Source organism: Pseudomonadota bacterium, assembly GCA_039196715.1.
GTDB lineage: Bacteria > Pseudomonadota > Gammaproteobacteria > CALCKW01 > CALCKW01 > CALCKW01.
On sequence record JBCCUP010000012.1, the window covers coordinates 43,160 to 57,740 of the forward strand.

14 protein-coding genes are annotated in these 14,581 nt (G+C 66.8%); all 14 read left to right on the plus strand.

Going from position 1 to position 14,581, the window contains the following annotated elements:
* Window positions 1-34 precede the first annotated feature (34 nt).
* A complete protein-coding gene (locus AAGA11_06585; GenBank protein MEM9602510.1) occupies window positions 35-763 on the plus strand; it encodes a response regulator in 729 nt (242 codons plus the stop codon).
* 14 nt (window positions 764-777) lie between these two features.
* Window positions 778-1,809 (plus strand): AraC family transcriptional regulator ligand-binding domain-containing protein, encoded by a 1,032-nt coding sequence (locus AAGA11_06590; protein MEM9602511.1) that lies wholly within the window; start codon window positions 778-780, stop codon window positions 1,807-1,809.
* Window positions 1,810-2,033: 224 nt separating this feature from the next.
* Window positions 2,034-2,801: a hypothetical protein gene (locus tag AAGA11_06595; GenBank protein MEM9602512.1), complete on the plus strand. Its 768-nt coding sequence runs from the start codon at window positions 2,034-2,036 to the stop codon at window positions 2,799-2,801.
* Between the two features lie 149 nt (window positions 2,802-2,950).
* On the plus strand, window positions 2,951-4,753 hold the full coding sequence (locus AAGA11_06600) for an acyl-CoA dehydrogenase C-terminal domain-containing protein (GenBank protein MEM9602513.1): 1,803 nt from the start codon (window positions 2,951-2,953) through the stop codon (window positions 4,751-4,753).
* A gap of 151 nt (window positions 4,754-4,904) precedes the next feature.
* Window positions 4,905-5,678 carry an NAD(+) synthase gene (gene nadE / locus AAGA11_06605; protein ID MEM9602514.1) on the plus strand — a complete coding sequence of 258 codons (774 nt, stop codon included), beginning with the start codon at window positions 4,905-4,907 and terminating at the stop codon, window positions 5,676-5,678.
* Window positions 5,679-5,833: 155 nt separating this feature from the next.
* Complete coding sequence (locus AAGA11_06610) at window positions 5,834-6,190, plus strand: hypothetical protein (protein MEM9602515.1); 357 nt, start codon at window positions 5,834-5,836, stop codon at window positions 6,188-6,190.
* A gap of 76 nt (window positions 6,191-6,266) precedes the next feature.
* A complete protein-coding gene (locus AAGA11_06615; protein MEM9602516.1) occupies window positions 6,267-6,737 on the plus strand; it encodes a copper chaperone PCu(A)C in 471 nt (156 codons plus the stop codon).
* A gap of 51 nt (window positions 6,738-6,788) precedes the next feature.
* On the plus strand, window positions 6,789-7,481 hold the full coding sequence (locus tag AAGA11_06620) for an SCO family protein (protein MEM9602517.1): 693 nt from the start codon (window positions 6,789-6,791) through the stop codon (window positions 7,479-7,481).
* Between the two features lie 133 nt (window positions 7,482-7,614).
* Complete coding sequence (locus tag AAGA11_06625; protein ID MEM9602518.1) at window positions 7,615-8,187, plus strand: ATP-dependent Clp protease proteolytic subunit; 573 nt, start codon at window positions 7,615-7,617, stop codon at window positions 8,185-8,187.
* An 86-nt stretch (window positions 8,188-8,273) separates the two neighbouring features.
* Complete coding sequence (locus AAGA11_06630) at window positions 8,274-8,876, plus strand: TetR/AcrR family transcriptional regulator (protein MEM9602519.1); 603 nt, start codon at window positions 8,274-8,276, stop codon at window positions 8,874-8,876.
* Between the two features lie 92 nt (window positions 8,877-8,968).
* Window positions 8,969-10,132 (plus strand): isovaleryl-CoA dehydrogenase, encoded by a 1,164-nt coding sequence (locus AAGA11_06635; protein ID MEM9602520.1) that lies wholly within the window; start codon window positions 8,969-8,971, stop codon window positions 10,130-10,132.
* A gap of 1 nt (window position 10,133) precedes the next feature.
* Window positions 10,134-11,741, plus strand: a complete 1,608-nt coding sequence (locus tag AAGA11_06640) for a carboxyl transferase domain-containing protein (GenBank protein MEM9602521.1) — start codon at window positions 10,134-10,136, stop codon at window positions 11,739-11,741.
* Between the two features lie 2 nt (window positions 11,742-11,743).
* Window positions 11,744-13,696, plus strand: coding sequence for a biotin carboxylase N-terminal domain-containing protein (locus AAGA11_06645; protein ID MEM9602522.1), 1,953 nt, complete (start codon window positions 11,744-11,746; stop codon window positions 13,694-13,696).
* A 112-nt stretch (window positions 13,697-13,808) separates the two neighbouring features.
* On the plus strand, window positions 13,809-14,570 hold the full coding sequence (locus AAGA11_06650; GenBank protein ID MEM9602523.1) for an SDR family NAD(P)-dependent oxidoreductase: 762 nt from the start codon (window positions 13,809-13,811) through the stop codon (window positions 14,568-14,570).
* Window positions 14,571-14,581 lie beyond the last annotated feature (11 nt).

Sequence of the window (14,581 nt, forward strand, 5' to 3'; positions counted from 1 at the left end):
TGACCAAAAATCGGGCACACGGGTTTTCACTCAGATGAAGTCTTTGTCTGTGCTTCTGGTCGACGACGACACGGATTTCGCAGAGGGACTTGGGGATTTAATCCGCTTCTACGGCCACAGCGTTGCGCACGCGCCGAACGCCGACGCCGCCATGGAGATGGCGTCGAGCACACAATACGACCTGATCTTTCTGGACCTGCGGATGCCGGGCCTGTCCGGGCTCGACGTCTACCCGCGATTGCGTGAGATCTCGCCGCAGGCCTGCATCGTGTTTGCCACCGCCTTCATGGGTGACATCGACCGGCGCTCGAACCGTCAGGTCATGCACGCCGACCTGCTCGAGAAGCCCAGCGGCATCAGTCGCCTCGACAAGGTCTTGCGTCGAGTCGCGGGCGAGTTCGAAGTGTTGTTGGTCGGGCCTGAAGCCGATGTCCGCGACCTGCACCAGGCGCTGCGCCACCGCGGCTACCAGGTGCTGCGGGCGGAAGACCTCGACGCCGCCGCCGAAATCGTGACCTCGTCCGTCGGAGAGAAAGTCTCAGCGGTCGTTGGCCCGTTCCGCCTCGGTGGGCAGGCGCTCGACGAGCTCGACGCCCGCCTCGACGAGTTCGGCATGGCACTGCCGCTGATTTCCGTCGGCGACCCGGCAGGTACCGACCGGCCGGCCGCCAAGGCCCCGCGGGTGCAGCGGCTGTCGTCGGCGGCGACCCTCGCCGACGTGCTCGAATCCGTCGACCGCGGCGCCGAGCTTTTCGTGGTCTGAGCCCAGCCCGTCGCGTGAACCCCGGCAGCTTCCCCCGCCACTACGCCGAACTGCTCGTTGACGCGTGCGTCAGTCGGGGCCACGGCGTGTCGAAGGTGTTGTCGGGCGCGGACATCGACCCGGCCGAGTGGGCCGCCGGCACCGACCTCACGCCGCTGCAGTTCGGCCGCATCTACCAGCGCGCGTTGTGGCTGGTGGGTGATGAATCCTTCGGGTTGCTCGGCCAAGGCGTGCCGAACGGCAGCTTCCGGATGCTGTGTCTCTGCGTGCTCTACTGCGAATCCTTCGGCAAGGCGATCCAACGCGCCGCCGACTTCATGGAGGTCGCTGTCGGTTACCAGTACAAGCCGATCGTGCGCCCTGTGGGCGAGCGCGTCCGCATCGAGATGCGGCCGTTCGAGACCGCGGATCGCGCGCCGGACGACGGCAGCGGTGTTCTGCAAGCGCCCCACACCTTGCTGATCTGGATCAACCTGATCAGCTGGTTGCTCGGACAGACCCTGCCGGTCGAACGCGTGCGGCTGCGATCCGCGGAGCGCCGGCGTGACTTGCATCAGGCGTTCTTCGACTGCGATGTGGTCTACGGTGCCGCATGCGATGCGGTCGAGTGCCCGGGAGCCGTTCTGCAGTGGCCCATCGTGCGCGACGAGGTTGATCTGAACCGGTTCCTCGGCGACGCCATGCCGACCCTGCTGAGCCCACGACGGGCCGCCACCACCTGGCACAGCCGCGTGGTGGCCCTGCTGTCGCAAAGCGGGGGCAACAAACTCCCCACGGGTGCCGACGTGGCGCACCGCCTTCACATCTCACCCGCGACCTTGCGGCGCAGGCTGTCCGACGAGGGCACCAGCTTGCAACAGATCAAGGATCAGCACCGTTGCGGCGCAGCCATGCGCTACCTTGCCAGCACCGGGTTGCCACTCAAGGAAATCGCCTTGCGCTGTGGCTTCGACAACCCGGCGGATTTCAATCGGGCGTTTCGCCGGTGGAGTGGCCAGGCGCCAGGGCGATACCGCAAGAGCGTGAAGGTGGCCGTCAGCGAATGAGCGAAAATGACAACACAACGCGCCGTCTTGCCATTGTCGATTGAGGGCTGATGGCCGACGCTTGACGGGCATGTGGTTACGACTGATCTCCCTATGCCCAGGCTATCTCCAAGCCCGACCCTCACGATCTGTTCCGGTGTTGCTGCGCGCGACACCGCCGACGCTGACGATACCGCTCTGGCACCACACCCGGCAGGATTTCCGCACGCTCAGGTCAGGAAGCGATGAGGTCTCTGCGCCTGGTGGTGGTCGGCGGTGACCACGGCGCTCGAAGCCTTTTCGCGACACTGCAGTTCGCCGGGCACACTGTCACGTCGGTGACAGACGTGCGGTCCGCGATCGAGGCGGTGACGGCGGAGCCACCTGACGCGCTGGTTCTGTCGGACAGTGACGTGCTCACAATTGACAATGCCTTGCGCGCGCAGTGGCGCACCATCGTGTCCGGCACGCGCGTGGTTTCACTCGACGCACTGCGGCGCGATGCAGGGTGTGCCGACAAGGCGGCGGGGAGTCAACGTGAGCCGCTGCTCGACAGCGGGCCGTTCTTGCGTTGTGTGGACAAGGCACTTGTCCGGGTTGCCAACCGTGCGAGCCTGTTGCTGATTGCGTCGGACCCGTCGATCGAGCGCCTGGCCGACGCCTTGCGAATGCGCGGCTTGGGCACCCACGCCACGCGGTCGACGGCGGAGGCCAGCGCGGTGCTGCAGTCGAGCTGGACTCAACGCGTGCTCGCCGTGATCGGCAACATCGGGACACAGGGCAATGCACTGTCTGCGCTGGACGCGCAGTTGCTCGCTCGGGGTTTGCGGTACCCGATGGTGTGGCTGGTCGACACGGCAAGCGAGGCGACGCCCGCGCTCGGCCACGATCGGGTGCAGCGCGTCAGCCGATCGGCCCCGTGGTCGGCGTTGTGGCAGGCTGTGGAACGCAGCGAGCGCTGGTTCGAACGCGGGTCCGAAGGGTCGCATGCGCTGCCGCGTCCGAGCCGGTAAAAGTAGTATCCGATGGCGAAATGGGTGGGGAGGCTCGCCATGCGAGCGGCTGTGAGCGAAAAAGCCAAAACGGTGCGCCGAAACGCCATTGCAGAGTTGGGCGTCTTTGCCGATCCTTAGGCTATCGAAATCCCTGTGCAGAGGCTGCCATGCCCGGCTACCGCGTTCCGCTCGATGACATCCGATTTGTCCTCAACGACGTTCTTGACCTGCAGAGCCACTACGCCACGTTTCCCGCGGGCGAGGCGGCTGACGCCGACACCGTGGACGCCATTCTGGACGAAGGCGCCAAGTTCGCTGAGCGGGAGCTGTCCCCCCTCAACCAGACCGGCGATGCCCAGGGCTGCGAATGGCGCCAAGGTGGCGATGTCATCACGCCCGAGGGGTTCAAGGAGGCCTACCAGCTCTACATCGAGAGCGGCTGGCCGTCGCTGGCGCACCCGGAGGACTGGGGCGGCCAGGGCCTGCCGTCGTCGCTGGGCATGACGCTGTCCGAGATGATCGGAACGGCCAACTGGGCGTGGAGCATGTACCCCGGGCTCTCGCACGGCGCGACCTACACGATCGAGACCCACGGCAGCGACGAGCAGAAAAAAGCCTACCTCGAGAAACTCGTGTCGGGGGAATGGACCGGCACGATGTGTCTGACCGAACCGCATTGCGGCACCGACCTCGGACTGCTGCGCACCCGCGCCGAGCCGCAGGACGACGGCAGTTACCGTCTGTTCGGCAACAAGATCTTCATATCGGCCGGCGAACACGACATGGCGGACAACATCGTCCACATCGTGCTGGCCCGGCTGCCCGACGCCCCGGAAGGGGTCAAGGGCATCTCGCTGTTCATCGTGCCGAAATTCAATTTGGCCGCGGACGGGGTGGTTGGCGAGCGCAACGGCGTCACGTGCGGCTCGATCGAACACAAGATGGGCATTCACGGCAACGCGACTGCAGCCCTCAATTTCGACGGCGCGATCGGCTACCTGATCGGGCCGCCGAACGAAGGTCTGAAGTGCATGTTCACCTTCATGAACTTCGCACGCATCGGCACGGCCTTGCAGGGCGTCGCACACGCCGAGTGGGCGTTTCAGAATTCACTCGAGTACGCGCGCGAGCGTCTGCAGATGCGGTCGCTCTCGGGCACGAAGGCGCCGGAGAAGGCCGCCGACCCGATCATTGTTCACCCCGATGTGCGGCGCATGCTGCTCACACAGAAGGCGATCGCCGAAGGCGGCCGCGCGTTCATCTACTACCTCGCGGTTCAGGCGGACCTCGTCGAGCACGGCAAGAGCGCCGAAGAACGCGAGCACGCTGACCAGGTGCTCGGATTCCTGACACCGATTGCCAAGGCCTTTCTGACCGAAACCGGCTACGAGGCCGCCAACCACGGCCTGCAGGTGTTTGGTGGACACGGCTACGTGCGCGAGTGGGGCATGGAGCAGAACGTGCGCGACGCACGCATCTCGATGTTGTACGAGGGCACGACCGGCATCCAGGCACTCGACTTGTTGGGTCGCAAGATCCTGATGGACAAGGGTGAGGCGTTCAAAGCCTTTCGCACCACCGTGTCGGCGTTTTGCAAGGCGCACAAACACGTCAAACCCGCAGCGCCGCACTTGCGCAAACTGCGCTGGATGCTGTGGGAGTGGAGCTACCTGACCTTGCGCGTGGGTTACAGCGCTCGTCAGGACAAGGACGCCGTTGGTGCGGCCTCGGTCGAGTACCTCATGTACAGCGGCTACATCACGCTCGCGTTCTTTTGGGCGATGTCTGCGGTCAAGGCAGCCGAGAAGCTCGAAGCCGGCGAGGGCGATGTGGATTTCATGCAAGCCAAGCTTGACACTGCGGCCTTCTACTTCGACCGGTTGCTGCCGCGCACGCGCGGGCTTAAAGCCGCGGTGTTGAACGGACCCGACACGCTGATGGCACCCGCCGCCGAGCACTTCGGTCGCTGAACCTGAGGTGGTTCGCGCCTTCGGGCTGTCTGCACAATACCGCCGTGCAGGCCGCCTGACGTCACTATGCTGCCGCTTGACGGGCGGTGTTCTGGACGCGCTGACGCAATGCTAAACTGCGCGTGATCCACATCGATACCCGGAGTGTCCCATGGCAGCAAAAGGCATTGCCGATCACATCGTGACCTGGTTGTGCGACTACGTTGAAGCGAGCGGACTGGACGGCTTCGTTGTCGGCGTGTCCGGCGGCATCGATTCCGCTGTGACGTCCACGCTCTGCGCCCACACCGGCAAGCCGGTCCTTGCCGTGACCATGCCGATCCACCAAGACCCGGACCAGGTCACGCTGGCGGACGAACACCTCGCCTGGCTAGACGCCCGCTTCGACAACGTCGAGACACGCACCATCCCGCTGACACCCGTTTTCGAAGCCCTCGAAGCGCACCTGCCGTCCGACGCGCAGGACACACTGACGATGGCCAACACCCGATCGCGGTTGCGCATGCTCACACTCTACGCGTGCGCGGGCGGCCACCGTCGCCTGGTTGCCGGCACCGGTAACAAGGTTGAGGACTTCGGGGTCGGCTTCTACACCAAATACGGCGACGGCGGCGTCGACCTCTCGCCCATTGCGGACCTGATGAAGAGCGAGGTCTACGCGGTTGCAGCCGAACTCGGTGTGATTGACGGCATTCAGCAGGCCGCACCGACCGATGGCCTGTGGGACGATGGCCGCACCGACGAGGGCCAGATCGGGGCGAGCTACGACGAGCTCGAGTGGGCAATGGCGTTCGACGGTGACGAGGCCGCGCTGAGCGCGCGCCAACGGGAGGTGCTTGCGATCTACCGCCGCTTCCACGCCGCCAACAAACACAAGATGCTGCCGATCCCGGTGTGCGAGATCCCCGGTGCACTCAGGGGGTGAGTGGACAGTGATCCGCGCGACCGGGCACCGCAGAACTCGACACCGTCACACTGTGAGCGTGGCGCACGCTCCGGCGACAATGACAGTGGGCCGTCGCCTGCGTGAGCGTCTGTGACGGTTGCCCGCTCACATCACCCAGAGTTGCCTGCCTCGACATGAGCCGTTCAGCCTTGCACCGCACCACCGTGTTGCTCCTCCTGGTGCTCGGTTTCCAAACCGGGCACGCGGTGGGTGTGATGGTGTCTGGCGAGTCCGGCCAGGGTGCTCTCACCGCGGTCTGCAAGAACGGGGTGTTGGGGTGGCTCTCGGTCGACGAGGGCGACAGCCGACTCGACCGGCATGCCGCCTGCCCGGTCTGCCTCGGGCTGCCTGATACGGTTCCGGCCGCCCAGGGCACCGCGTGCGTGCGTGCCGCCCTGGCGAGCTGTGGCGCCGTGCCCACGGCCGACCGGGAACCGGCCGCCGCCGAACGCGAACTCGGACCTCCGCCGCGCGCACCACCTGCCTGTTGAGTCACACCGTTTGAGACCGCCCGGCACCTGACAGCGCGGTGCGGCTTTCGCTTTGACACAGAACAGGACACCGATGATGAAACCACCCCGGTTCAGTGCGCTTGCGGGCGCGCTCTTCACCGCCGCCGTGTGTGCGGCAGACGCCTTGATGGTGCACGAGGGCTGGGTGCGCGAAATGCCACCCGGAACGCAGGTCGCGGCCGCCTATTTCAGCGTGCACAACCCGGGCGATCGGGACCGTCACCTGGTCGGCGCGGACACCGCTGCGGCGCAGCGAGTCGAATTGCACACGGTCGAGCACGCTGACGGCACGATGCGCATGCGACAGGTCAACGGCATCGCAGTGCCGGCCGGCGGCACGGCCATCCTCGAACCCGGCGGCCTCCACGTCATGTTGCTGGGTGTGGACACCCGCCTTGTGGCGGGCGACAGCGTGACGCTCAACCTCCGCTTTGCCAACGGCACATCGCGCGCGGTGGTGTTGCCGGTGCAGCGCGGCACGGCCAAAGGCCACGGCGGCCACTCGATGAACCACGACAACCACTGACGGACTAAGAAACCGACGCAGATCCGTTCTGCGGCGAGCGGGAGAGAAACCATGCAGATCAAAAGCCTCGCGGTGCCGATTGCCGCTGTCTTCGCGGTGATTGCCGGCTGGTGGGTCGGGCAGCAATTGCCGAGTGGCGGCACACCGATCAGTGAACAACTGGCGCGCGTGGTCGACCAGACGCCGGACGGGGCGCCGTCCCTGGCCGGGGGCCACGTGATGCACCCGGCGCGGGCTGTCGACCCCTTCACCCTGGTCAACGACACCACCGAAGCGGTCGATCAGAGCAGTCTGAAAGGGCAGTGGACGTTCATGTTCATGGGCTACACCTTTTGCCCTGACATCTGCCCGATCACGCTGACCGAACTCGACCAAGTACACCGGGCAATCGGGCCGGATGATGCCGGTACGGTGCCGACGCGCAGCCTGTTCGTCTCGGTTGATCCGCGGCGCGACACGCCAGCACGCTTGCGCGAGTACACCGGCTACTTCAGCGAGTCGATCGACGGTGTGACCGGCGACAACGCCCAGCTCGCCCAGTTTGCGCGGGCCATGCGACTTGTCTACCTGCCTGCGCCGGAGGCGCCCGAGGGCGAGAACTACCTCGTTGACCATTCGGCCCAGGTCATCCTCACCAACCCGCGTGGCGAGCTGCAGGCGATTTTCACGCCGCCACACAACGGCAGTGTGATCGCCGAGGACTTCAAAGCCATCCGTCAATGGTGGGCCGAACAGGCCGGCTGAGCGCGCGGCGGTGCCGTTCGCCCGGTCCGACGTTGTCGGGCCGGGCACCGTCCGTGCACGCTTTTTCACACGGTTCCCGGCAGCGGGCCAACTACACTCGTTGCCACTACGCGATTCATCCACTGGAGTGCCCATGTCTGACGACAAAGACAACAAGAAAGCCAACCCGGCGATCGGCGAGAAACTCTTCGCTGCGCGCAAGGTGTTGATCTGCGAGGAGATCAACCAGACCATGGCGCGGCGCGTGATCGCCGAACTGCTGGCACTGGCGGAGACATCGGACGACCCGATTCAGCTGTTCGTCAACAGCCAGGGTGGCCACGTCGAAGCCGGGGACAGCATCCACGACGTGATCGGCTTCATCGCACCCACGGTCCAGGTCATCGGCACGGGGTGGGTTGCCAGTGCGGGCACGCACATCTACCTCGCGGCAGACAAGGCCAACCGCTTCTGCCTGCCCAACACGCGCTTTCTGATCCACCAACCCTCGGGCGGTGCCGGCGGCAGCGCGACAGACATCGCGATCCAGGCCGCGCAGATCATCAAGATGCGCGAGCGTCTCGCCCAGGTCATTGCGAACAGCACCGGCACCGACATCGAGCGCGTGCGCAAGGACATCGAGCGCGACAAGTGGATGGACACGGCCGAGGCGATCGACTACGGCATCGTCAGCAAGGTCATCACCTCGAGCGCCGAACTGGCCTGACCGCACAGGCCCGCGGTGCCTGGCGGCGCTGCGGGCGCCGCCGCCCACAAGGCCGGGCGGCGGCAGCACCGTCGAGGAGCAGGCGATTGGCCCGAACCGCAGGATCCCGAGGCGACGTCACCGAGTCCGCGATACTGACTGCGGCGCGCCAGCTCATCACCGAGATCGGTTTCGAGGCGTTGAGCATTCGGCAGCTCGCCGGCGCGGTGGGCGTCACCTCCGGCGCGCTGTACCGCTATTTTCCGAGCAAATCGGCCATCCTCTTCCGGCTGATGGACCGTCACTTGCGCTCGCTGCTCGCCGCGTGGGCCGAGGCCGATCCCGGTGCAGACGCGGGCAGTCGGACCCGCCTGGCCGCGTTCATCCGGTTCCACCTCAGCTACCACATCCCGCGCCGTGAGGACGTGTTTCTGTCCTACCGAGAATTGCGGCACCTCGCGCCGGCGGATTACGTTGCCATCTGTGGCTTGCGCGACCAGTACGAGGCGGTGCTCGCCAACCTGATCGACGCGGCGATTGCGGACGGCACCGTCGCCAAGCGCGACCCGAAACTCGCGACCCGCGCCATCATCAGCATGCTGACCGGTGTGACCGAGTGGTTCCGCAACGATGGGCCACTCGACGTCGACGCGTTGCAAGCGCACTACCTTGCGCTGGTGCTCCACGGGCTCTGCGGGCCGGGGGAGTGACGGCACAAGATCGATCGCAGCCACCGATCCGTGGATTAATTGATCAATTGATCATATAATTTCAGACCACAGGCACTGACCCGGAGACCGCCGTGTTCACAGCATCCATGCATTTCGCCCTCGGCGAGGAAATCGACGCGTTGCGGGACACGGTGCACCGCTGGGCGCAGGAGCGTGTCGCGCCGCGCGCGGCGGAGATCGACCAGAGCAACTGCTTCCCGCCCGAACTCTGGCGCGAGATGGGCGATCTCGGGCTCCTGGGCATCACCGTCAGCGAGGCCCACGGCGGGGCGGGCATGGGCTACCTCGCGCACAGCATCGCCGTTGAAGAGGTGGCGCGCGCCAGCGCCTCGGTGTCGCTGAGCTACGGCGCGCACTCGAACCTCTGCGTGAATCAGATTCACCTCAACGGCACGGACGAACAGAAGGCGAGGTACCTGCCGGGCCTGGTGTCTGGCGAACACGTGGGCGCGCTGGCGATGTCCGAGCCGAGTGCGGGTTCGGACGTGGTGTCGATGAAGCTCGCCGCCGAGAAGATGAACGGCTACTACCGACTGAACGGTAACAAGTACTGGATCACCAACGGCCCCGACGCCGACACGCTGGTGGTTTACGCCAAGACCGACACCACGGCCGGGGCACGCGGCATGACCGCGTTCATCGTCGAGAAGAGCATGAGCGGGTTCTCGACATCGCCGCACTTCGACAAACTCGGCATGCGCGGTTCGAACACCGCCGAGCTGATCTTCGACGACGTCGACGTGCCGTTCGAAAACGTGCTGGGCGGGGAGGGCAAAGGCGTCAACGTGCTGATGTCCGGGCTCGACTACGAGCGCGTGGTGCTCTCCGGCATCGGCGTCGGCATCATGCACGCCTGCCTTGACCACGTGGTGCCGTACCTGCACGAGCGCGAGCAGTTCGGCCAACCGATCGGCAACTTTCAGCTCATGCAGGGCAAGTTGACCGACATGTACACCGCAATGAACACCGCACGCGCCTACCTCTACGCGGTGGCGGCGGCCTGTGACCGGGGTGAAGTCACCCGCCAGGACGCGGCAGCCTGCGTGCTCTACGCCAGCGAACAGGCGATGCAGCAGGCGGTTCAGGCGGTCCAGGCCATGGGCGGCGCCGGCTTCCTCAACGATTCGCCGGTCAGCCGGCTGATGCGCGACGCGAAGCTCATGGAGATCGGTGCCGGCACCAGTGAGATCCGGCGCATGCTCTGCGGGCGCGAGCTGATGAAGGTCACCGCCTGACATGGCGGTTTTGGCATCGGCGCTGTCCACGGTGTCGAGCGAGTACCAGACCAACCGCGCACGCATGCTCTTGCAGCTCGCCGAGGTGCGCGAAGCCGCAGAGCAAGCGGCCGAGGGCGGCGGCGAGCGGGCGCGCGAGCGCCACCTCGCCCGCGGCAAGCTGCTGCCGCGCGACCGCGTGGCCGGGCTGCTCGACCCGGGCTCACCCTTTCTCGAAATCGGTGCGACCGCAGCACACGGTCTTTACGGTGGGGCGTCACCCTGCGCCGGCCTGATTGCCGGCGTCGGGCGTGTGCACGGGCGAGAGGTGATGGTCGTGTGCAACGACGCGACGGTCAAAGGCGGGACCTACTACCCGATGACCGTGAAGAAACACCTGCGCGCCCAGGAGATTGCCGAGGACAATGGTTTGCCCTGCGCGTACCTCGTCGACAGCGGCGGTGCCAACCTGCCGAACCAGGACGAGGTGTTCCCGGACCGCGAACACTTCGGCCGCATCTTCTACAACCAGGCGCGCATGTCGGCGGCGGGCATCCCGCAACTCGCGGTTGTCATGGGTTCGTGCACCGCAGGCGGTGCCTACGTGCCGGCGATGTCGGACGTGTCGATCATCGTGCGAGAACAGGGGACGATTTTCCTCGCCGGACCGCCTCTCGTGAAGGCCGCGACGGGTGAAGTCATCGATGCCGAGTCGCTCGGCGGCGGCGACGTGCACACACGGCTATCGGGCGTCGCCGACCTGCTCGCCGACGACGACGCGCACGCGCTCGCGCTTGCGCGCCGCGCGCTGTCCAACCTCAACCGTGGCAGACCGGACACGGTCGAACGCCAGGCGCCGGTGCCGCCCCGGTTTGACGTCGACGAGCTGCTCGGGGTGATCCCGGTCGACGCGCGCACCCCCTTCGATGTGCGGGAAGTCGTTGCACGTATCGTCGACGACTCGCAACTCGACGAATTCAAGCCCCGTTTCGGGCCGACGCTGGTGTGCGGTTTCGCCCACATCAATGGCGTGCCCGTCGGGCTGATCGCCAACAACGGGGTGTTGCACAGCGAGTCCGCGGCCAAGGGCGCGCACTTCGTCGAGCTGTGCTCGCAGCGCAAAACCCCGCTGGTGTTCCTCCAGAACATCACCGGCTTCATGGTCGGTAGCCAGGCCGAGCACGGTGGCATCGCCCGTCACGGCGCCAAGCTCGTCACCGCGGTCGCCACCACGGCGGTGCCGAAGATCACGGTGCTGCTCGGCGCGAGTTACGGCGCGGGCAACTATGGCATGGCCGGGCGGGCCTACAGCCCGCGCTTTCTCTGGACCTGGCCCAACGCACGCATCGCCGTGATGGGCGGTGAGCAGGCGGCCGGCGTGCTCGCCACGGTGCAGCGCGAGGGCACCGAGCGCCGCGGTGGCAGCTGGACCGAGGCCGACGACGCGCGCGTCAAGGACCCGATCATTGCGCAGTTTGCCGAGCAGTCACACCCCTTGTACGCCTCGGCTCGCCTCTGGGACGACGGCGTGATCGACCCGCGGCAGACCCGAGCGGTTTTGAGCCTGAGCCTGGAAGCCTGCTTGAACACTGCCATCGCCGACACGCGCTTCGGCGTGTTCAGGATGTGACCATGTTCAGCAAGATCCTCATCGCCAACCGCGGGGAGATCGCCTGCCGCATCCAACGCACGGCACGCGCGCTCGGTGTGCGCACGGTGGCCGTGTATTCCGACGTCGATGCGGGCGCGCTGCACGTCGAGGCAGCCGACGAAGCCGTCTGCATCGGCCCCGCCGCGGCCAGCGAGAGTTACCTGCGCGGCGACCGGATCATCGAGGCCGCGGTGTCGACCGGCGCCGAGGCAATCCACCCGGGCTACGGGTTCCTCTCCGAAAACGCGGCCTTTGCCGAAGCCGTTTCGGCGGCGGGCCTCGTGTTCATCGGCCCGCCGGCCAGCGCGATCACGGCGATGGGGCTCAAGGATGCGGCCAAAGCCCGCATGGAAGCCGCGGGTGTGCCAGTCGTGCCGGGCTACCACGGCGCATCGCAGGACCCGGAGACGCTGGCGTATGAAGCCGAACGGATCGGGTACCCGGTGCTGATCAAGGCCCGCGCCGGCGGGGGTGGCAAGGGTATGCGGCTGGTCAGCGAGCCGGGTGCTTTCGCGGCGTCCCTGGCGGCCGCCCAACGCGAGGCCCAGGCAAGCTTCGGCGACGCCGCTTGCCTGATTGAAAAGTTCATCACATCACCGCGCCACATCGAAATTCAGGTGTTTGCCGACGTGCACGGCAACGCGGTGTACCTGCACGAACGCGACTGCTCGTTGCAACGCCGGCACCAGAAGGTCATCGAAGAGGCGCCGGCACCGGGCATGAGCGACACGGTGCGGGCGGCGATGGGTGAGGCGGCGGTGACCGCCGCGCGCGAGATCGGCTACGTCGGTGCCGGCACGATCGAATTCATCGCCGACGGCTCTGACGGTCTTCGCACAGACGGCTTCTGGTTCATGGAGATGAACACACGATTGCAAGTCGAGCACCCGGTGACCGAAGCGATCACCGGCCAGGACCTGGTCGATTGGCAACTGCGCGTGGCGGCGGGCGAACCCCTGCCGCTGTCACAGCATGAGATCCCGCTCACCGGCTGGGCGGTCGAAGCGCGGCTCTACGCCGAAGACCCGCAGAACGACTTTCTGCCCGCGAGCGGGCCGATCCACCACCTGTCACTGCCGGACACCGTGCGCGTCGACACCGGGGTGCGTGCGGGTGACTCGGTCAGCACCCATTACGACCCGATGATTGCCAAGGTGATTGCACACGCCGCGGACCGGATGTCGGCGTTCCGCGACCTCGCGTGTGCACTCGACGCCAGCGAGCTCGCCGGCACCACCTGCAACATCGATTTCCTCGCGGCACTCTGCCGCAACCCGTCGGTCCGCGACGCGCAACTCGACACCGGCCTCATCGCGCGTGACATCGACGCCTTGACGGCGCCCAACCCGGCGCGAGACGAGGCCCGCGCGGTCGCCGCCGTGGTGGCGCTGGGTCTCGGCACGCCGCAACCGCACGAGGGCTTCCGATTGTGGGTGGATCCGCGGCAGCACTGTGTGCTGGACGACAACGGCGACACCCGCGTGCTCGAGGTGCGGGTCGAGCGTGCCGGTGCGTACGCGGTCCGCTCGGGCGACGCAGCACCGGTATCGGTCGAGCGGCTCGACGGTGCCTGGCGCGTGGGCCCGTCGCGGCGCCGCGCCCACTGCCACGCTGCGGGTGAGGTGATCACGGTCTTTCTCGACGGGCACCACCGTTTCAGCGTGCCCGACCCCGAGCGGGCTGCGGCTGACGCGGCGCTCGGCGGCGATCAGATCACGGCGCCGATGCCGGGCCTCGTGCGGGCGCTGGACGTCGCCGTGGGCGACAGGGTCTCGGCGGGCGACACGCTCGCGGTGATGGAAGCGATGAAGATGGAGCACGCGCTGCCCGCACCGCGCGACGGTGTCGTCGACGCCGTCCACGCCACCGTGGGAGATCAGCTCGACCAGGGTGCCGTGTTGATCAGCCTGGCGGCGGACGCCGAGCCCGACTGATGTCACGGCCGAACCCCAGCCGCGTGTAGCCACACGCGCCACCGTCGCGTTCAGCGCGGTCGTGGCGACGCCGCGTGTACACTGCCGGCAACGCCCAGAGGAGTGAGTGGCCATGGCCAAGCCGGCGGAGCTGCACTCCGCGATCGTCACCGGTGCCGCCTGCGGCATTGGCTACGCGGTCGCGCAACGTCTGGTCGATGACGGCGCCGCCGTGGTCCTCAACGACAGCGACCCGGACGCGCTCGAAGCCGCGGTGGCTGCGCTGCGTGACCGCGGTGGCCGCTGCGTGGCGTGCCCGGGCGACGCCGGCGACCTTGCCGTGATCGACACGCTGGTGGCGTCGGCGCTCGCACTCGCCGGGCGACTCGATTGGGCGATTGCCAACGCAGGCATCACCGCCTTCGGGCCCTTTCTGTCCTTTGACGTCGACGACTTCGACCGGGTGGTTGACCTGAACCTGCGCGGCAGTTTCTTTCTGGCCCAGCGTGCGGCGCGGCAGATGATTGCGCAGGGCGACGGCGGGCGTGTCGTGCTGATGTCTTCGGTGACCGGTGTACAGCACCACCCGGACCTCGTCGCCTACGGCATGAGCAAGGCTGGACTGCGCATGTTGGCCAAGTCGATCGGCGTTGAACTGGCCCCGCACGGCATCACCGTCAACGCGGTCGCACCGGGTGCGACCCTGACCGAGCGCACCGAACAGGACCCCGATTACCACGCCACCTGGTCGCAACTGAACCCGACAGGCCGCGTCGGCACGGTCGACGACATCGCCGACGCAGTGGCCTATCTGTTGTCCGATGGTGCGCGCCATGTGACGGCGCACACCCTGGTGGTCGACGGCGGTTGGTCAGCGGTGAGCCCGCCGCCCTGATCACGCGGGCT

Coding starts and splice junctions, on each gene's coding strand:
- AAGA11_06615 (MEM9602516.1), top strand. CDS start 6,267: ATGAAACCACCCCGGTTCAGTGCGCTTGCGGGCGCGCTCTTCACCGCC.
- AAGA11_06610 (MEM9602515.1), top strand. CDS start 5,834: ATGAGCCGTTCAGCCTTGCACCGCACCACCGTGTTGCTCCTCCTGGTG.
- AAGA11_06595 (MEM9602512.1), top strand. CDS start 2,034: ATGAGGTCTCTGCGCCTGGTGGTGGTCGGCGGTGACCACGGCGCTCGA.
- AAGA11_06640 (MEM9602521.1), top strand. CDS start 10,134: ATGGCGGTTTTGGCATCGGCGCTGTCCACGGTGTCGAGCGAGTACCAG.
- AAGA11_06645 (MEM9602522.1), top strand. CDS start 11,744: ATGTTCAGCAAGATCCTCATCGCCAACCGCGGGGAGATCGCCTGCCGC.
- AAGA11_06600 (MEM9602513.1), top strand. CDS start 2,951: ATGCCCGGCTACCGCGTTCCGCTCGATGACATCCGATTTGTCCTCAAC.
- nadE (MEM9602514.1), top strand. CDS start 4,905: ATGGCAGCAAAAGGCATTGCCGATCACATCGTGACCTGGTTGTGCGAC.
- AAGA11_06585 (MEM9602510.1), top strand. CDS start 35: ATGAAGTCTTTGTCTGTGCTTCTGGTCGACGACGACACGGATTTCGCA.
- AAGA11_06625 (MEM9602518.1), top strand. CDS start 7,615: ATGTCTGACGACAAAGACAACAAGAAAGCCAACCCGGCGATCGGCGAG.
- AAGA11_06620 (MEM9602517.1), top strand. CDS start 6,789: ATGCAGATCAAAAGCCTCGCGGTGCCGATTGCCGCTGTCTTCGCGGTG.
- AAGA11_06650 (MEM9602523.1), top strand. CDS start 13,809: ATGGCCAAGCCGGCGGAGCTGCACTCCGCGATCGTCACCGGTGCCGCC.